The following is a 20,225-nucleotide window of genomic DNA, read 5'->3' on the forward strand; positions in this document are numbered from 1 at the left end:
CGCAGGCCCATCTTCAAGCCACAGATTGCTCCGTGTTTTATGATTCTCTCATGCGAGAAAACCAGTTATCCGGTCTTAGCTATCGTTTCCGATAGTTATCCCAGTCTTAAAGGCAGGTTACCTACGTGTTACTCACCCGTCCGCCGCTAGCTTAYCCCGAAGGRTAAACCCGCTCGACTTGCATGTATTAGGCACGCCGCCAGCGTTCGTCCTGAGCCAGGATCAAACTCTCCATAATAGTGGACGATTGCTCGTCCTATTGTGAAAGCTGAAATGCTCATTTTGATGCTAGCGAGATTTTGCAATCTCTTTTTTGAACGATTGCTCGTTCGTGCTTACTCACTCGTTGTTCAGTTTTCAAAGATCAATTTCTTTCGCTCACTACCGTGTTACCGAAGCAGCGAAAAGTAATATACCACGCTGACATTTTAATTGCAAGCTTTATTTAATAATTCTTTTTTCGTTGCCAGCCTGTCTGTCTTGCGGCCGGATTGATAATATAGCATGGATCACAAACACATAGCAATGTTTTATTTTCCCAATTACAAAATAATTTATACGCACGAAAAAACGTGACATAAACATCAAACTCAACGCTTATGCCACGTTTTGGTGCATGATCCATTATCGAAGCAATTGTCCTGCAACAACCTCAACGGCATTAATGTACACATGCGTATCTAAGGATTCTGGATGTTTCTTTCCTTTGACAATTAATTTGATCTCCGTCACGGCGTCTGGATCTAGGCCATTCACGCTGAAAAGTGATTTGCGATAACCAGTTTGCGGCCGATACGTATCAACTGTTCCTTGGTAGTCTCCATTTAGGAATACATCAAAAAATCCACCATCGGCACATTTCTTCCCAACTATACTTGCGGCTTCACCCTTGAATCGGAATGTCAATTCTGCACCAGCTGTGCCTGATTTCGTCAGTGTGCGTGCATATACGTTCCAATCACCATCGGCTCTGCCCCAATCACCTGCATAGTGAAGCGCTGCGTTGGTATCGATATAGCGAATACAGTTCACAGGGGCGGATTCACGAATGGGCTCGATCCGCAAGTTACGGAAAGCATGACGATCGTAGCTGCTTAGCAGAGCAGCATGCCCGCTGGGAATCTCGCTATCTGTGAATTCAAGCAATTGCACACCATTCCAATGTGCTGTGATGGTTTTGCCTTCAAAGGAAAGCGCCAAAGCGTTCCATGCGAGAGATTCTAAAGCGTTCGTATCACCCTGCAAAAGGGGGTATTTCCCTTTCATCAGCTCATAGCGCCCCGTATAACGCATGCGCAACCAGTAGCCTTCCGGAGGCTCATTGCTTTTCGCGGTATAGTTAACGCGACCGGCTAGGCCAATGTAGCCTGCTGACTGGTCCAGTTGTACCTCCACGGACACACGGTAGTTGGTCCACTCTAGGCTGCCGAAGAGTGTATACGGCTCTGGTGTTCTGCGATACGTCCAGTCGATCGGAATTTGATCTTCCGTTACTTGCTGGCGGAGGATCAGACCGCCGTCGGTATTCGGCATAAATTCAAAGGCGCCGCCTTGATCGGACAAGTACTTTGGATTGCCGCTAGAGAGGTTATCCCTGTACGGAAGTGGGAAGGTCGTTTCCGCTGCAATGCTTAGCTCTTCGTCAGCTTTGTGTTGGCCTGTCGTCGTTGAAATCGTGTAGATGGCATACGGCTCAGCAGTGAGCTGGTAAGGTCCTTCAGACTCAAGATGCGTTGCAACTAATCGAAAATGAGCCTGTTCGGTCGTTTTCCAAATAAACAGCTTCCGATCCGCATTCCCTGTATCGAACTGGTAGCTGCATGGCTCAGGTCCATTGTTGAGAACGACGATGGAGATATCCTTCGTGTTGGGGTCTTCTAAAGTCACAAACCCACCATTCTCCGATTGTCCGCAAGCGTCATCGAGATAGATCCAGCCAGGCTGCATAAACTGCGTAAAATGCGCGATCACCCAGAAACCAGGATCAATACGGTAATGTCCAGACCACGGCCAAGTCGCAACTAAGATGCCTTTGTAATTGAACGGCGTGTTCTCGTACTCTGCTTCCAATAAAGGATGCAGCTCGTACTTTACCATCTTGCCATCGACATACATGTCGATGATGCGCTTGCCGATATGCAGGGCTCCTCGGCTAAAGCTGTGGCGGAATGGCGCCAAATCTTCGCTCAGCCACAGCGATTTCCCGCTGACCTTGGCCGTCTCCGTGCTATCCTGGCGGTAATGCACGCCATACGCGTGCACCGCCTCGAACAGCTCCGTATCTGCTGCCGCATGATCGGCGATATCCCAGCCATGATCGCTGTCATCGGCGACCAGCTTGATGTGGCCGAATCCTTCTCGCTTGAGGCCAGGCACGAGTCTGTTCACCGTCCAATCGCGACTGAAAGCACCCTCATTGATGTCCGGACCGAGGAAATCAAATTCGAGTCCGTATTCCTCCCTCGCCCCGCGTAAGAAATTCAAGTAATACGCTAACTTATCTTCATCGTTCTTAATCCAGAGCGGTGTCCCCCAGCGCAACGCGTCTAGCAGCAGCGCTGGGTTAATTGCTTTAGCCAGCTTGGCAATGGGAAGTCCATAGCCTCGCGTAATATCAAAATCCTCGCGACTCCGCATGTGCGAAGGCTCCGTGCCCGCCGATGTATTCACATCGGAGCCTAGCTCGACCTTCAAATGCTGCAAACTAACCCCATACATCGGCTTAAACAATAAGTCCATGATTTCGTTACGCTGCTGCTCGGGATAATCCATGAGCAGCTTCGACATACCATTGCTCGTAATGCCGCCAATGCCTTCAAATGCACGGCCTGGCTTGGCATCCGCACATTTAATTACATGCGCCTGATCTTCCATCGTAGTTCCCCTCTACTTGGCAGAACGCTCTCATCCGTCTGCCCCCCTAAGGATTATTTTTTAATTTCACTCATAATTTGTTTATACTTCTGGTCCTGCTGCTTCGCGATTTCATACATATCCTTCGCTAGGAAAGCATTGTCTTTCTGCGTCGCGTACCAGTTGGCCATCCATTCTTCGACCTTTTTGCCGTCTGCTTTTTCCCAAATCGCGATGGCTTCCTTCATTGCATCTTCTGTGGAATATTTATCACCTTCCACGATCGATTTCGCCCAAACCGTTCCGTTGCCGGCACCAACCATGCTATTCACTTGTTTATCTGTGTTCGTCACAATCGTTGCCAGGTCTTTCGGCAGCTGCGGCATATGCTCGGAGTGCGTCAGCTCTGCGTATGGCAGATCGAATGTCAGATACGTATCGCGAAGCAGCTGGTAGTAATCCTGCACACGCGGGTCACTCTTATACTGAACAGCTGGCGTGGAACATTTATTAAAGCGCAAGCCTGTATTCGTTAGCATTTTCATATAAACCGTGATATCGCTAACTTCTTTCTTAAACTTATCGGCATCAATAATCTGCGCACAACCGTCAACCGTTTTCGTGTGAACGCCTTCTGTTCCATTATCCAGAACATCCGCTGTGGAATCCTTCGCCATGAAATCAATATATTTCATTACTGCGTCCGGATTTTTGGATGAAGCTGCAACAGCACCTGTCATTTGCACCGGATTTTCCAGTGACGGTGTGAAGCGTCCAAATGGACTTGTAGGGAACGGCATCAGCGTCATGGTCGCTGTCGGCACGTTCTTTTGAAGTGGATCTAGGAATTGCGACACGATATCCTGCGGCGTATTAAAGTTCGGTGAAATGATCCCTACTTTGCCTGTGATAAAGTCCTGTTTGGCTTTCGCCATATTTTTATCGTTGAAAAAGTCCTTATCTACAATGCCTTCACTGTACAGCTTTTTCTTGAAATCGGTGGCTGCCTTAATATTCTCCCAGCTGTAGGTGAGCTTGCCGTCTTTGACAACCCAAGGCTTAATCGCATAGAACATTTGGTTAATCGTGTATTCCATCGAGCCTGCCAAGGCGATACCAAACGTATCCTTTTTACCGTTGCCATCCGGATCCTGTTCCGCAAAAGCTTTCGCAACCTTGTATAGTTCATCCGTTGTCTTCGGCATTTCAAGGCCAAGCTTCTTCAGCCAGTCTGTACGAATAATCACGCCACGCAGCGGATTCACCCATTGAATATGTCCGACTTCATACAATTTCCCGTCTGGCTTGGTGCCTGCTTTGCGCAGTAACGGATTTTGTTCTAGCAGCTTTTTATATTCAGTAGAGTTCTTAGCAATCAAATCATCTAGAGGCAACAGCTGCTTCTGCTCGTACAATGGATTTCTGATCGTTGGATCGAATACCATCAGTAGGTCAGGTGCAGACCCAGAAGCGAACATGACATTCGTTTTTTCTTTAATTTGGGCAAAAGAAACCGCTGTGAATTTAACATTCTCAGGCCCTTTCTCGTTGATCCATTTGGTCCAGCGATTGGACTCATTCGTCCCTTCTTCTTGGGAAACACGTCCGGTGTCGTAAGCGGTTACGGTAATGTCCTTGCGTACCTCAGGCGCTTTGGTTGCTGCTGCGGTTGCCGCAGCTGATGCCGTTGGCGATGCAGTAGAGGTGCTTTCATCTTCCTTGGAGCAGCCGATTACGGTTAGTGCGAGCACGGCCGTCCCCGCTAATGCAAGCTTAACCTTCATATTTCTCATGAATATTTACCCCTTTCATATATGAACAGCTTGGAAAGCATGGTGAATCCGGCTTGAAATGAAACTATCCTTTTACAGCACCGAGCATGACGCCCTTCACGAAATACTTTTGGAGAAAAGGGTAGATCACGATCATCGGCAGCATCATGATCATCACACTTGCCGCCTTCAAGGATTCCGGCACAACTTCGACTTGGGCACCTGTTAACACAAGCTCCTGCAGAAGCTGTTGATTTTGAATCATATTTTGCACAAGAACAGCCAAATTATATTTCGCGGATTCATTGATATAGAGCATCACATTGAAAAATGAATTCCAGTAGCTTACCGCATAAAATAGCGTAATCGTCGCCAGCACTGGCTTGGATAATGGCAATATAATTTGCAGCAGCTGACGCCATTGCCCACAGCCGTCCATTTTACCCGCTTCTTCCAGCTCATCTGGAATGTTCTCAAAGTACGTCTTCATGACCAGCATATTGTAGGTATTCACCAAAGCGGGAATCCATAGTGCCCAGTAGCTGTTCACTAGGCCAAACATTTTTACGATGAGATAGGTAGGAATCATTCCCCCGGTAAACATCATGGTAAAAATCAAGGCCAAGGTCACATAACGCCTGCCAGGAAATAATTTGCGCGACAATGGGTAAGCGGTCAGTATGGTAACCAGCATGCTCAGCGCTACACCAACAACGGTGATCACGACACTATTTCGAAAGGCGGATAGCATCCGTGTACCTTCAATCATCGAAGTGAAGGCGTCCGTGTTCCAACCAACCGGCCACAGGGTCACTCTTCCTGAAAGAATATCCTGCGTATGACTAAGTGATAAAGAAGCGATATGCAGCAAGGGCAGCAAGCACGTCAAGGCAATCAGTGCCAGCAAGCCATAATTAAGTCCGAAAAAGAGGCGGTCTCCAAAGGACGTTCTCATCTGCTCACCCTCCTCTCTTTAAAATAACCCGTGTCCGAAGCGGCGCGCTAGCGCATTGGCGGAAAAGACAAGCACAAAGCCGACAACGGATTCGAAAAATCCCATTGCTGCCGTCAGGCTGAATTGCCCACCTTGAAGGCCCACGCGATACATATAGGTCGAGATAACCTCGGAGACACTGGCGTTTAATGAATTTTGCAGGACATACACATGATCGAAGCCAATCTCCATCACCTTACCCAATTGTAAAATGAGCAGAAGAACGATCGTTGTGCTAATACCCGGTATCGTGATATGACGAATCTGCTGCCATTTGTTTGCTCCATCGATGTTAGCTGATTCATACAGGGACGGATCAATGGCCGTTAATGCAGCCAAGTAGATGATCGCGTTAAACCCCATTTCCTTCCATACCCCTGAGGAGATAAAAACAGCCATCCAACTCTTGGTGTTGTACAAGAAAGCGAAGGGTTCACCGCCCGAAAGCTTGATCCAGTTGTTCACGGTGCCTGATTCAATCGACAGGATCGAGATGATCAAGCCGCCAACGATGACCCATGAGAAAAAGTGAGGCATATAGAGGATGGTTTGAACGATTCGCTTAAACCACATTCGGCGAGCTTCATTTAGCATAATCGCTAGCGCAATCGGAACGGGGAACCCGCAAATAATCGTTAGACCGCTCAGCACGAGTGTATTGCGGATAATGTCTAACGTCTGGTCTTGCTTAAACAGAGTTTCGAAGTTGTTCATCCCGACCCAAGGGCTATGAAGAATACCATCCGTGAAATTGTAATCCTTGAAGGCAATGACTAGCCCTCCCATCGGCAAATATCTAAACAGCACATAGAACAATATGCCGGGAATCAACATGAGAATAAGCGGTAGACTTTCCTTCCATCGAAGCCTAGATTTGGCTTTCACTTTACGCAGTTGATTCGGCATGACTGTAGGATGTACATCCGAATTTGGGTTCATCGTATCTCTCCTTTCTACTTCCTATTATAGAAGGAAATTTTCAAACCTACCTTGAATCTGATAAGCATTACCTCGAAAATTATACGGAGTTAGGGAGCCACGGTGACAATAGAAAAGGCACGCAGCGGTGTTTCGCTACATGCCCTAGGCACTTGCCGAACTAGCCCATCTTCCGAAATTCACTCGGCGAGCAATGCACCCAAGTTCGGAATACCGTAGTAAAATAGTTCGGATCCTCGTAACCGACCGATTCGGCGATTTCGGATATTTTCATTTTCGTATTGCTCAGTAGGATCTTCGCCTTCTCCAAGCGGAATTTTGTTAAGTAATTCGTGTAGCTTTCCCCTGTTTCTTTCTTGAAAAGGTTGCTGAAGTAGCTCACGCTGAGATGTACATGCTGGGCGACATCATGTATGGAGCAGGCTCCCTCGTAATTCCGCTCCATGTAGCTGATGGCCTTATCCAGTAAATTTACATTTTTACCAGCTAGCCACGAATTCAACTGCCACATAAAGGGCTGTATCTGCTTGGAAAGCCATTCCGCGACTTCCGCAGATAAACGAATCGGCTGCAGCGTCTCAATCCACTCGCCAAGCCCCTTCTCCTCAGCGTCTTCGCCATCGAAAGCTCGCTTGCTTGCGGCTGCCAAAGCTAGGGCTGTGCTGAGTCCTTCGATTTTGGCATCATTCACGTTCATGTCCTGCACTTGCCTAAGCAGGGCTTCCAAGTATTCACGCAGTTGTTCCGTTTTCCCTTGGACGATGAAGGACATGACTTCGGTTTGAATGCTTTTACTCCTAGCCGCATGATCGGGGATGTTCAGCTCGCTTCTATTGCTTGACTCGTGACCGTAAGACGCGAATCGTCCATATAAGGGCCGTATGCTTTCGTATGCTTCTGTCTGAATCGTTAGCCCCAGCAGCGCTTGTGTAGAATCTATTAGTCCAAGCTCAAAGGAGGCGAACGAAGATGATTTATCTATTAAAACAGCGAAAACATCATGCTTCACATTTGTCATGCTGCCCGACAATCGCGAGATGGCCAGCCATTCCTTCATCATATTCAAAAGTGCAAATTGCAGCAGGCGGGCATCCTCTCGCCGGTAGCTCTTCGTTGGCGGTGTATAGGAATCAACTGTAAGCACCAGAAGTCTTTGGTCATCGCAAGTCATCTGCAAACGTGCCATTGCCTCTTCATCCATTGGAAGGCCAAGCAGCCACGACTGGATATGATGCTCGAGCAGTCGATTCTGTTCCAGCTGACTGCGTTCCGCTTGCTCCTGGCGCTCCGCATATAAGCGATAAGCTTTCTCAAGCGGAGGAGCCAATTCTTGTGCTGAAATTGGCTTCAGCAGGAAATCAATTGCCCCATATCGCAGCGCAGCCTGCGCAAATTCAAAATCTTTATGCGCCGTCAACACCATCACGTCGATTGGGCAGCCTAGCTCAGAGATACGCCGACAGAGTTCGACGCCGTCCATTTCGGGCATACGAATATCGGTAATGACCAGATCGGGCTTAAGCTCATCGATATGGGACAAGGCTTGCACACCATTCTCTGCTTCCCCAATAACGGTCCAGCCGGCATGACTCGCTTCTATCATTTTGGACAAGCCCCTGCGAATTAGATGCTCGTCATCTACAATCAACAGTTTCCCTTTCATAGCAGCCGACTTCCTTCCATCTGTGTTTGCACGGGTAGAACTAATTTCATCGTTGTTCCAGCATTAGGCTCACTAGTAATGACTAAGCCATATGGGGGACCGTACATGAGACTCACACGTCTTATGACCGTTTTCAGACCGATTCCACCAGTGTCACTGGTAGGTTCCTCTAACCTGCGATGCTGTAATTGCATGATTGTATCGATCTGCTCTTGTGTCATGCCTTTCCCATTATCGCTAATCTCAATACATAAGAGCGATTGTTCGATATCGATGGACACCTTGATGCGCAGTATGCAGATCCTGGACATTTGGGCAAAAGCATGCACGAAAGCGTTCTCGACTAGTGGCTGCAAAATGAGCCTAATCACCGGAAGCTGCTCGGCATCCTCATCCACTTGGATGAACGTCTCCAGTCTGCCGCCGATCCGAACACTTTGGATATTGATATACTTCGTAATATGCTCAATCTCGTCCTTCACGGTTGTATGTGCACTCGGACTTTGCAAAGCATAGCGTAGCAGACCGGATAAGGAAAGCACCAACTGAGCCGCCTCTTCATCATTCTCACCGAGATATAGCTTCATATGAATCGTATCCAGTGTGTTATAGAGGAAATGCGGATTCAATTGCGCTTGCAGTGCGGTGAGCTCGGCTTCCCGTTCATTCAGCTTACGCTCATACACTTCTTCAACGAGCGATTCAATATTCGCTGCCATTTCGTTGAAGCTGTGGCCTAGAAAGGCTAGCTCATCCTGCGTAGATATGCGGATTCGCGTATCGAAGCGGCCGCCACGGAGCTTTTTCATCCCTGTAACTAGCGAGTGCAGGGGTTTGAGCAATCTTTTTCCCGTGAAGAAAATAAGCAACGAGGCTAATAAAATACTGACAAGACCCGAATAGAGGGCGATTTGGAAAATCACCTGGCTCTTCTCATTAATCGATTTCAAAGACAAGGTGCTGATGAGTGTCATGCCCGAATCTGGTGTTCGGTTACGGCTGACGAGAATCGACTCGCCACCGGCTTTCACAATCTGTGAATTGGGCACCTGCAGTAGCTCATCGAGATCAAAACCACTGTCTGGCCTAGCGTTCGTGTAGACGACCTTGCCATTACTATCGAGCAGGATCACTTGCGCGTTCTCGCCCTTTGCCAATTCATCCAGAATCGAGCCGAAGATGGATTGATCGTAAAATAAAATCAGGTTGCCATAGAGCTCCTGCTTCTTATTCTTCATATAGCGTGCCGCTGAAATGACGTTGCGATAACCGGAGCTTTCGATGCTCGAAATTCGTAAAGGCTGCCACACTAGCTCACCATTGGAGCCATCTAAAGAACGAAGAACCGCTGAATAGTTAGCATCACTAAGCGGGATGACGGTGCCGGCATTATTTTCAAAAAAGTAACCAGAGCCCTTCGTGTTGTACACATACATGCTGGAAAGCTTGGGTTCGTCAATCGAGATCTGATTCAGCAGCTTCGTGAGCTCGTCCTGATCTAGTAAGCGGTTATAAAAGGTATCATCTGCCCGTTCGGCTGAGCGCCGAAGAATCTCCTCAATGTAAGGATGGAACACAATATAATTAGTTGCTTTATATAAATTCTGAATTTGCGTTTCAACGCGCGCGGTCGCCTGCTCATTGGCTTTAGCAAATTGCTTGCTAATTTCCGTCGTAAACAACTTGAGATAGACGGTATAAGTGGCGTAACCAGATACGAGGAAGATGACCATAATTAATATGGATAACGAGGCTATGAGTTTAAACGACAGCTTCTTCTTGAACATTTCCACACCCCCGTACACGTATTATAGCTTACAGGAGGTTCGGATGCCTTGAAAATCATACGATTTCTCTCGAAAATTATGCAAAAAAACCGCTGGTGCATTTACCCAGCAGTTATCTATTCGGAATATATTACACCTTACGCCACAGCGTTGCGTACTTTTTGCGATACTTCACATCTTCTTCCGTTTCAATGAGTGATAATGCCAATTGCTTCACGGCTTCATCGGGATCTTGATCGTAAAGTCTACGAAGTACTTGGATGATGTCGTAACGAATCAACGTCCAATTCTTCTCTTCGATACATTCCTGATAACGCGTTGTGAGACCTTTCAAAAGCATCGCTTTCTGCTCACTGCCAGCAATGCCAATCCGCCAAAGGGATTGCAGTACGTGCCTCGCCGTGACGAACTTTTTATCCTTCGTTACTTCAAGAAGTGCGGGGAAATCGCGCAGGATTCTGTGCTCTGGATCACTCTTCGCGAGATTACTGAGAAGCTGTCCAGCGATGGAACGGAGATGGTTATCTTTATCTGTTAGGTTTTGCTTAAGCTCGTCCCAGATGTCATAAGCCCACTCCACTTTCTCATTTGTTGCTGCCATCATGGCGGAGTAAGCTTCTGTTTGTACGGCTCTGTCTGTCGTTTTGAGGTTCTCGATATTGGTTCGCGTAGACACTTCCATGTGATCTACCTCCCATAATGAATGTCATCATGCTATGTACTTAGAGTAACATTCCTATGGGAGAAGTAAAAATAAAAGAATGTGGCAACACTCCAATAACACATAGGAGTATTGCCACATTTTACTGAGATTAATACATATGTTCTTCCTTCACATTACTTCTTAGCAGTCGCGTACCAATCGTTTACTTCTTTATAACTTGCGTCTCCACCAGATGTTTTGAATTTTTGTTGGAAAGCTTCAATACCAGAAATAGGTTCAGCTCCAAAGATTAGCTTCGTCGTGTAGTCTCCAACCATTGTGTTCAGTTGTGCGAAATTCTTCGAGAACTCAGGTAAGTAAGGAGCAAAACCTAACGGATCTGGAACTCTAGTAGTCACTTGAGTGGTATTCAAGAAGTTCCAACCATCGAATAAACGCATATCTTTACGTACACGCGCTTGCCAATAAGTCGGATACACTTTATCATCTGTTCCCGTCAGGAAGTTATTAGCTTGGTTGCGCTCATCTGTAAAGATAGGTTGAATCGGCGTATAAGAACCATCTTTTAACGTGAAATGTTTATTTTCCTCACCAATAGCCATTGTTCTGAAGGTATCTTTTTCAAGTTTGGCGTTCATCCATTTGATTGCATCTTCAGGATGTTTGGAAGCTTTAGGAATGAAAGTAATACGGTCAAAACCTTGTGAAGCACCTAGACCAATTTTACCGTCTTTCCCTTTTAATCCTGGAATATAGTTAGCTTTAGCTGTAGGAATATTTTTGTTCAACGCATCCATAATCGTAGGGATATCAGCCCAGTGAATCATGATCATGCCTGCTCTTCCGCTTGTGAATTTCTCTTTAGCAGTTGCATCTTTATTAGCTGCAAACTCTTTATCCAGCAAGCCCTGTTTAAATAAATCAGCAGTAAAGTTCACATAATCTTTGTATCCTGGGTCTAGAATTCGAGGTGTTAACTTGCCGTTCAGATCATTCCACACATTCGGAATACCGAACGCACCGATAATATTAGGAATAAGTGGAGCATCGCCTTTTACTGTAAATGGAATGTTTTTATCTCCATTTCCACCAGGATCTTTCTCTTTGAAGGCTTTAAGAACAGCAACAAGCTCGTCTGTTGTTGTTGGCGCTTTCATTCCTACTTTATCGAGCCAATCTTGACGAATGAAGAGACTTTCACCAACAGTTGGGATCGTTGTAGTTGGTATTGCATAAATTTTCCCATCTACTTTTGCTGCTTCGAAAGCAGCAGGACTTATCGCTGCTTTAATATTCGGTCCATATTTGTCGATCAGCGGACCTAAATCTGTTAAAGCACCTTTTTTCGCATAATCAGCATATAACGCTTTGAAATCTGTTCCACCGGCAGTTGTTACGGAATCATAGGGTTCACCGGAAGCAATCAAGATGTTCAACTTGTCTTGCGGCTTGTCTTGCGGCAACATATCGTATTGCACTTTATAACCTGTTGCTTGTTCTAAGAATTTCGCAACTGGATATGTGTTATAGTCATCCTTTTGCCATATTTGAAGCGATTTCAATTCAGGTTTTGGTCCAGCAGAAGCTGTAGCTGCGGCTGTTGTACTAGCTGGGGCTGGTGTGCTGCTTCCTGTATCTGAACTTTTGGAAGCGCAACCGACAAGTGATGTTACGGATAAGCTTGCTGCAACAGCTAAAAGCATTACTTTCTTTTTGTTTTTTAACATGTGTAAACCTCCCTAGTATTGTGTTTAATATATCATTAAACCATTGATGCTCGCATCATAGGCGTTAATGCAGATTTATCCTTTTACAGAACCAATAAGTACACCTTTGACAAAATGCTTTTGCAAATACGGATACACGAGCAGCATCGGAATGATGGAAGCAATGACAGTTGCAGCGCGAATACCTTCCGGTGATACGTTCATCATATCGTCAACACTTTTGGTTACCGCACTCGAGCTATCAGCATCCATGACGATATCACGCAAGTAGAGCTGCAATGGCTTAAGGCCTGCGTCATTGATGTAAAGCATGGGATTGAAAAAGTCATTCCAGAAGTAGACCGCATAGAAAAGTGCTATCGTTGCGATAACCGGTACACTTAAGGGAAGAAYGATTCGAGTAAGAATCGTAAAATTACGAGCACCATCCATTTTGGCGGATTCTTCAAGCGCCTCTGGCAATGATTCATAATAACTTTTGATTACTAGCATATTGAACACACTAATCAGTGCCGGCAGCATCAGCGACCATAAGCTATTGATTAAATGTAGTTTCTTCATTAGCAAGTAGTTCGGAATAATACCGCCATTAAACATCATCGTGAAGATAAACAGCACCATAATAATGGAAATGCCGGGAAGATGCCTTTTGGACAATGGATACGCTGTAAGTGCCGTTACAACAATCGCAAGCACTGTACCCACAACTGTAATTAGTAGAGATATCCCTATCGAGTGGAGAAACTGGCTGGAGGACACCACGTACTTCATCGTATCTAACTGGAAGCCGACTGGGAAAATCCCTACTTTTCCGGATACTACAGCCGATTCATCACTAATCGCTTTGGATAAAATATTCGCTAGGGGCAGCAAAGTAGCTAAGCCGCAAAGCAGTAGAACAAGATAAATACCAATGTCAAAGGTCCAATCACTAAGTGTTTTCTTATGCATGCTCTTCCACCCCCTACCAGATACTGCGTTTGATTAGTTTTTTGCTGAGTTCATTTCCAGCTATAATCAGGATGAACCCAACGAGAGAGTTGAACAACCCGACCGCTGTACTAAAGCTATAATCCTGTTGGCCAAGCCCTTGTCGATAAACGAAAGTACCGATTACATCCCCGGATTGATATACGACAGAGTTGTACATGGTCAGAATCTGTTCCGTGCCCGCTTCAAGCAAGTACCCCATGCGTAAAATTAAGATCAGAATGATCGTTGGCATAATACCTGGTAACGTAATGTGGATCATTTGTCTGATACGCCCTGCACCATCAATGGAAGCAGCTTCATACTGTTCTTGCTCGATACCTGCAATGGCAGCGATAAAAATAATGGCGTTCCAACCCGATTCCTTCCAACCTGCTGTAAAAACGACCACACTGCGGAAGAACTGGTTGTCTAGAAAGAAGGAGATCGGCGTCCCTCCGAACCACTGAATCACATTGTTCACTAGACCGCCTGATGGAGACAGGATATTAATAAATAGCCCTGATATGATGACCCATGATAAGAAATGCGGAAGAAAGATAATGGTTTGAATCGTCTTCTTGAAGAAAGCCTTCCGAACCTCATTTAAGAACAGCGCAATGATGATCGGTATCGGGAAAAGAAGCACAATTTTGTAAAGGCTGATCAATAAGGTATTCACGAAAACCTGATAAAACTCTTCCGAATGAATGAGCTTTTCAAATTGATCCAATCCTACAAATTTACTTCCGGTAAAACCATCGAAAATATTGAAGTCTTGAAAAGCAATGATAATCCCATACATAGGCGCATATTTGAATAAAAACAGAAATAGTATCCCAGGCACTAATAATAGGTATAAATCATAATTGGTTACAATCAGCTTCCATCGGCCGCTGCCTTTTGTCTTGGGCTTGGCGTGAGCTGTTGTTCGTTCAGGCTCTGTAAGCGTTACACTCATGAATGGCTCACCTCCGTGTTCTTATAAGACAATTATATAGGCCATCAGAGGCGACTTGTAGATGGTAATATTTCTGTTTCTGGTACTATCTTATGGTCTTTGCCATAAAAAAAAGCCGACCTCTTTCATGGAAGAGGTGGCTTGACTCATGGCTATTTATTGATAGGAAGCTTGCTTATACAAGACAACATTCTGATTGCTCAGCGCACTATGCAGCGCTTCGATCGAAATCTCCCGGACTGGGCACGAGTCGTCCGCAGCGAGGGATGCTGCGATTCCAGCCGCTTGACCCAATGCGTAACAAGTCGCCTGCACCCGCATCGAAGACATCGCCACATGCGTAGCTGAAATCGATCGTCCCGCTACCAACAGATTATCCAGCTGTTCTGTCACCATGCATCGGTAAGGAATGTCATATCCATCGACCTTACGCTCATCCGTCGTTTTTTGGCCATCAGGACTATGGATATCAATTTCGTAGTTTGTTTGGGCGACCACGTCCGCAAAGCGTGTTCCGCTTACAACGTCCTGCTCTGTTAGCGTGTAAAGACCATGAATCTGGTTGGTTTCCCGGACGCCGACCTGATTCGCGACATGCGAGAGGGCGTAGGTTTCAAATCCGTTCCGCTGTAAGTAATTGACGACGGAAAACACTTGTCTCAACGCCTCCGTCTCCGCATAGTTGACGTCTTCGATTTTGGCCCCATTGCCTTTGACACGCGTCATATTCACAAGCAGTGTGCCGTCATTGTTCTGTTCCCAAAATAACCGGCGCCCTTGGGGTAAATCGGATATTTCTTCGTAACGGTAGCAACCTTCAGGCAATATTTGTGCTACTGGCTTGCCTGTATTTTGCATCATAAACATCAATGTCATGGGCTGGGTCATGCCGTCTTCATCTCTACCAGACGTATAGGGTACTCCTGCATCAAGAGCGGCTCTTGCGTCTCCCGTACAGTCGATGAACTGCTTGCCTTCGAAAGCTTTCAATCCTTCACGCGTCGATACGATGACGGCCTTCACGCTTCTGTCTTCCTTCACCGTACCGATAAACTCCGCATGATAGATGACCTGGACCCCTTCCTTCTTCATTTTCTCATTTAAATACTGTCTCAATACGAAAGGCGAATATTGCGGGGCTATCGACACGTCGTGATCCTTAGGCAAGTGGTCGGCTAGAGCTTCCGCGATCATCTCTCTGTAAATGCCGGTTACGTTACCAATCGGCATAAAAATACTGACGTTTCCGAGCGTCCCCATGCCGCCTAATTGGCCCGATTTTTCCAACAAAGTGACTTTCTTCCCTAGTCTCGCCGCACTAATGGCAGCCGCCGTTCCAGCTGGCCCCCCGCCAATAACAACGACATCCGCTGAATCGTACGTTTCAATCTTCCTTTGAAAATCATATGTTTGGGTTGGTTGGTTGCTCATTGTCATCCTTCTCTCATTAAATTAGTGGAACCCCATGACGTAAACTTCTGGCACCTCTATCAGAACAATTATATCGAGGAGCCTTCTTGGAATGTAGATGGCAATATTTCTATTTCTGGTGTGATCTTAAGGTGTTCATATTAAAATAACTTAATGTCCCCAAAATACCTGCATACGTTTACACTCCCCCAGTGTAAGATGTTGCGCGTCAAGCCAACAGGGCTGATGTATCAAGCATACGTTAACCCTCAGCCTCTTGTAGCTTCGCCCACGCTTGGAAAAATTTCTCCCGCTCTTCCATCTCAATATCTGCAACCTGTCGGACATAATCCAGGTCCTCACCGAACAATTCAGGCGTCCACTTGCGACCAAATGCAGCATGCGTAACTTCGTCGGCCCAATCGTAATCCTGGAACCGCTCCATCAACGGGTGTTTGGCATCGTCACGGCAGAACTCGTACTCCGCGATTTTACCAGGACGCCTCATCGCTTTTTCCTCAAAACCAATACTCAAGAGCGCATACCGCTGAGCGGGAAGCTTTTCGATAAATGGATCATAGCCTCCCACATATTGCCGCAACGACATCCAATCGATTCCTTCTGCTTCTAGCGCCGCTTGACCGAACAATGCGTGCCGCACTTCATCCCACAGATGCCGGGCCAAATCTTGGTAAAACTCCCACGGCATAAGCTTCAGGTCATAAATGACGCTCGCCAGATTTTCCACAGCTGACATTTCCTCTTGTCTGGACTTCATCATTTCGACCAATCGGATTTTCACAGGATCATCAGGCAGGTTCGGCACGGCCGTACGTATCATTGCAGGCGGGCCCATCCTTTTCGCATCCCGAATTGCTTTTTTTGGCATCTCATAAACTTTGCCGGACCGCCAACGTGAGGGAACATGTGTGGAAGTGCCTTTTTCACCGCCGATGCCTCCTGCTATCTCTAAATAGCCTTTGATTCTGCTTTCGAATTCCGCCGCCATCTCCAAGGATTCCCCTTCTTGCTGCAGCTCCGCAATCATGTCTTCGCCCCACTCGATCTGTTCGCGTAAATCGGAGGAAAGCGCCTTTAGCAGGCGAACCGTCGGATAATCGACGAGTTGCTGCGTATCGGTCATATGTTGTGTATATGCATTCAGTAAAGCTGGTTTGATCACTCTGTAAACACCTACAAGCAGCTCTAGATCATTCTCCGCATGAATCAACTCTTCAAAAAGCAAGGTAAGTGTTACATTCGGCTCTTTTTGCAAGAGATTGGGGGAAGTTCTCAATTCCAGAACTCGTCGACGGAGTGAACCTGCCGCCTCTGCATCCTCAAAAAGATGCTTGCCTAGCGCTGCCTTCAGATGCCAGTGAGATCTTGCTGGAAGCTGTCCTGCTGATAGGCGGAACAACTGCTCATGGATGTACCTGTATCTTCGTAATACTTTCGAGTTATGCTCTACACTAAATGCGCCAGTACCGAACGGATTTGTAATGCCTGCATATGAGATCATAGTGGCCTCCCTAATCTTGCAGTAATATGGTATATGGCCTCATTATAGGGGGCGAAGGCGTCATTTGGCTTTGTCAAAATACATTATAAATTTATCAAAACGTCTTTTTCCTTATTCATGTCTCTGATGACTTGGCGGATATCCAAAACGGAGTTTATACATTTTTGAAAAATGATGCACACTCGAAAACCCACAACTGTCGGAGATGTTTTGAAGCGGCATCGAGGTGCTTCGCAGCAAGTCGGTCGCATACTCGAGCCGCAGCTTCAGTAAATATTGATGGGGTGCCATACCAAATTGATTTCGAAATAACAGAGAGAAATAAGAACGGGACATATACGCTTTACGGGCCATTTCCTCCACGGAAAGCGGCTCGGATAATCGATACTGCATGTAAGCTGGCACCCAATTTAAGGAGGCTGCACTTTTATGTTCAGAGCTGTCTTGGGACGTATATTCTTTCAATAAATCCAAAATAATGGATGCCGCATACACATGGGCTTGCAGCAGATCGATGGCATTTTTCCGATTCCAGTGCTCGATGATTTGCTGGAAGACATCTACCATCCACTCGTTTCTAGAAGAATTAAACACAACAGGTACGGCAATGTCAGCAAAAATCGCTAGATTGGGCTGCATATTTGCCAATACAGGGTAAGAGCCACGCTCGACCGGCACAAGCATAGGAGGCCGCTCTTCACCTACAGACGGAAGCAGTGCGAAGTGGAGCGCCAAAATCGTCAGCGGCGACGCCGATTCGATTTGATGCACGATACCAGGTTGAATAAAACTGAACTGCCCTGACTTCAAAAGATACGTATTCTCGTCAATTGTTAATTCTGCTGAACCATCCTGTACGTAAAGCAGCAAATAATCGGTTATGATTCTGGCGTGGGTATTCCACTGTTTGAAATGCAAATGATCGGCGTAAATGATGTGCGGTCTCAAATCTTGATTGAGGATAGATTCAGCTGCCAATTGATTTCATTCCTTTCAAACCACCTGATATGACACGGAAAACCTTAATCTCTGTTTCATACAGAAATTAAGGTTGGTTTCTTAAACTATGACGCTCGATAGAGACTAGCTTATAGAATCAGTGGTCGGACGTTGACATTGGAATTTGGCAATGATCGTCGTCCCTTCACCCAGCTGTGAATGTATACTAAGGCCATAGTCTTCACCAGAAAACAAACGAATTCGTTCATTCACATTGTACAATCCATAAGAGCTTCCAGATCCATCAGTGCGCATGGCTGGTCGTGGCTCTGTCAACAGATTTTGAGCAAATTCGGGGTCCATACCAATACCATCATCCGTCACGGATAAAATGAGTTCATCCCCTTCTATTGCTGCGCGAATGGTAATCTTACCTGTCTTCCCTTTGGACTTCCTTATACCGTGAAGAAGGGCATTTTCTACAATTGGCTGCAAGGTGAGCTTCGGTATCACATAGGACTCCAGCGAAGTTCTAGCTTCTTCAACATTCTCTGCTTCAGCCCCACCAATTAACTCAAACACGAATTCAAAGCTTTTTGGAAAACGCGTCTGCTGAATTTCCAAATACACCTTCGCAAGCTCCAGCTCATCCGTAACGGTTACGACATCTTTTCCCTTATTCAAGCTTAGTCGGAAATACTTAGCAAGACCATCAATCATTTGGCTGATATCGTGTGCCTTATGTCCTATAGCAATCCAATTAATCGTATCTAAGGTATTGTAAAGGAAGTGCGGATTAATCTGCGCCTGTAGAGCACGAAGCTGTGCCTCGCGTTCCTGCACCTTCGATCTATACGTCTCCTCCATTAAATCCCTAACACGATGGATGAGATGATCGACACTTTTTTCTAGAAGATTAAAGTCACCATCCTGGTAATTCGACCTTTCATCCAGACCAGCCACACCTTCACGCTTAATCACCTTAATGACGGTTTGCACGCGGCGATTCATCCCACGAACGATAAACGCGACTAAAATGAATACAAGAATCAGAAATAGCACAGTCACCCCCGTCAATGTTGCAACACTCGAGAGTTGGTTTAGCGTGTTCGCACGCGAGCTAATCCCTTGCTTAGGAACTTCAGCGACGAGCTTCCAACCAGTGGCATTAATCGTTGTAAATACAACATATTTGGATTCATTCATATCGACAATCGGCGATACGCCTTCTTTACTGCCAGAAATAGCTTGCAAAACCGCTTCGGATTTCAGTTGAGTCCCTAATAAGGATTTATCCTTATTAAAAGCAATGTAGCCATCTGGCGAAACCATGTACACTTGCTGATCCTTGTCGAAAGTGATACTGGACACCGTGTTCTCCAGTGACTTAACATCCACATCAATCGATAAAAAGCCTGATAAGGCATCATAATGCTCCGGATCCCGAAGGAGACGAATGCCAGAGAAAATATAGGTGTCGTTTCTGTCTATAATATCTATGAAATTCTCATTATACGCACCTGTCCAGACTATTTTCCCACTTGCATTCACAACATCAGAATACCAAGGACGGCTCTTGAGCGTATCCATTGGGAAAAAGTTTATTTTCTCATGAGAGAATAGCTTCGACTCATTCACATATATCCGAACACGGAACACATTCGCATTTGTCTGGATATTATCAATTAAATAACGCATTTCTTTTAACGCATCGATTTGTTCGCTGTAGGAGGACGAGTTATTTAAATACTCCACTAGCTTGGGATTTGTAAACAACGTATTCGACGTATCCCGCAAGTAATCGAACTGATGATCCAAATTAATTTCAGCCTGCTTCAGCGTTTGAAGCATCGAACGCGTCACTTCTTCTTCCAGAATGTGCGAGTATCGTTGGGAATAGGCATATAGGAAAATGGAAGCTGGAATTATAATCAACACGACATAGGCGATCAACCAAAGCCTAGCTGCCAGAAGACTTTTGAAAATCATCGTAATAAACAGCCAGCCTCTGTTCTTGACATGCAT

General features: G+C 45.9%; 14 protein-coding genes and 1 rRNA gene. All 15 read right to left on the reverse strand.

Annotation, left to right across the window (positions count from 1 at the left end; genetic code table 11):
• Positions 1–238: ribosomal RNA gene (locus AC1DVJ_RS16140) — 16S ribosomal RNA — on the reverse strand; the annotation flags it as partial.
• Between the two features lie 386 nt (positions 239–624).
• Entirely contained in the window at positions 625–2,874 is a 2,250-nt protein-coding gene (locus tag AC1DVJ_RS16145) for a glycoside hydrolase family 30 protein (RefSeq protein WP_477592257.1), read from the reverse strand.
• Positions 2,875–2,927: 53 nt separating this feature from the next.
• On the reverse strand, positions 2,928–4,646 hold the full coding sequence (locus tag AC1DVJ_RS16150; protein WP_477592258.1) for an extracellular solute-binding protein: 1,719 nt from the start codon (positions 4,644–4,646) through the stop codon (positions 2,928–2,930).
• Positions 4,647–4,710: 64 nt separating this feature from the next.
• Positions 4,711–5,580, reverse strand: coding sequence for a carbohydrate ABC transporter permease (locus AC1DVJ_RS16155; protein WP_477592259.1), 870 nt, complete (start codon positions 5,578–5,580; stop codon positions 4,711–4,713).
• Positions 5,581–5,598: 18 nt separating this feature from the next.
• Positions 5,599–6,558 carry an ABC transporter permease gene (locus AC1DVJ_RS16160; RefSeq protein ID WP_477592260.1) on the reverse strand — a complete coding sequence of 320 codons (960 nt, stop codon included), beginning with the start codon at positions 6,556–6,558 and terminating at the stop codon, positions 5,599–5,601.
• A 160-nt stretch (positions 6,559–6,718) separates the two neighbouring features.
• Complete coding sequence (locus AC1DVJ_RS16165; protein WP_477592261.1) at positions 6,719–8,221, reverse strand: response regulator transcription factor; 1,503 nt, start codon at positions 8,219–8,221, stop codon at positions 6,719–6,721.
• Positions 8,218–10,008 carry a cache domain-containing sensor histidine kinase gene (locus AC1DVJ_RS16170; protein ID WP_477592262.1) on the reverse strand — a complete coding sequence of 597 codons (1,791 nt, stop codon included), beginning with the start codon at positions 10,006–10,008 and terminating at the stop codon, positions 8,218–8,220. Before AC1DVJ_RS16170 ends, AC1DVJ_RS16165 begins: the two co-directional genes overlap by 4 nt.
• Before the next feature lie 130 nt (positions 10,009–10,138).
• Positions 10,139–10,690 carry a hypothetical protein gene (locus tag AC1DVJ_RS16175; protein ID WP_477592263.1) on the reverse strand — a complete coding sequence of 184 codons (552 nt, stop codon included), beginning with the start codon at positions 10,688–10,690 and terminating at the stop codon, positions 10,139–10,141.
• Between the two features lie 155 nt (positions 10,691–10,845).
• Positions 10,846–12,399, reverse strand: a complete 1,554-nt coding sequence (locus AC1DVJ_RS16180) for an extracellular solute-binding protein (protein WP_477592264.1) — start codon at positions 12,397–12,399, stop codon at positions 10,846–10,848.
• 75 nt (positions 12,400–12,474) lie between these two features.
• Positions 12,475–13,350 (reverse strand): carbohydrate ABC transporter permease, encoded by an 876-nt coding sequence (locus AC1DVJ_RS16185; RefSeq protein ID WP_477592265.1) that lies wholly within the window; start codon positions 13,348–13,350, stop codon positions 12,475–12,477.
• Between the two features lie 13 nt (positions 13,351–13,363).
• A complete protein-coding gene (locus AC1DVJ_RS16190) occupies positions 13,364–14,329 on the reverse strand; it encodes an ABC transporter permease (RefSeq protein WP_477592266.1) in 966 nt (321 codons plus the stop codon).
• Positions 14,330–14,485: 156 nt separating this feature from the next.
• The gene (locus AC1DVJ_RS16195) at positions 14,486–15,760 is read right to left on the reverse strand and encodes an FAD-dependent oxidoreductase (protein WP_477592267.1); all 1,275 of its coding nucleotides are present in this window, start codon (positions 15,758–15,760) and stop codon (positions 14,486–14,488) included.
• Positions 15,761–16,001: 241 nt separating this feature from the next.
• Positions 16,002–17,261 carry a hypothetical protein gene (locus AC1DVJ_RS16200; protein ID WP_477592268.1) on the reverse strand — a complete coding sequence of 420 codons (1,260 nt, stop codon included), beginning with the start codon at positions 17,259–17,261 and terminating at the stop codon, positions 16,002–16,004.
• A gap of 111 nt (positions 17,262–17,372) precedes the next feature.
• Positions 17,373–18,239 carry a helix-turn-helix domain-containing protein gene (locus tag AC1DVJ_RS16205; protein WP_477592269.1) on the reverse strand — a complete coding sequence of 289 codons (867 nt, stop codon included), beginning with the start codon at positions 18,237–18,239 and terminating at the stop codon, positions 17,373–17,375.
• Positions 18,240–18,344: 105 nt separating this feature from the next.
• Positions 18,345–20,225: a sensor histidine kinase gene (locus AC1DVJ_RS16210; protein WP_477592270.1), complete on the reverse strand. Its 1,881-nt coding sequence runs from the start codon at positions 20,223–20,225 to the stop codon at positions 18,345–18,347.

It is taken from the genome of Paenibacillus sp. P4_A9 (assembly GCF_056402415.1).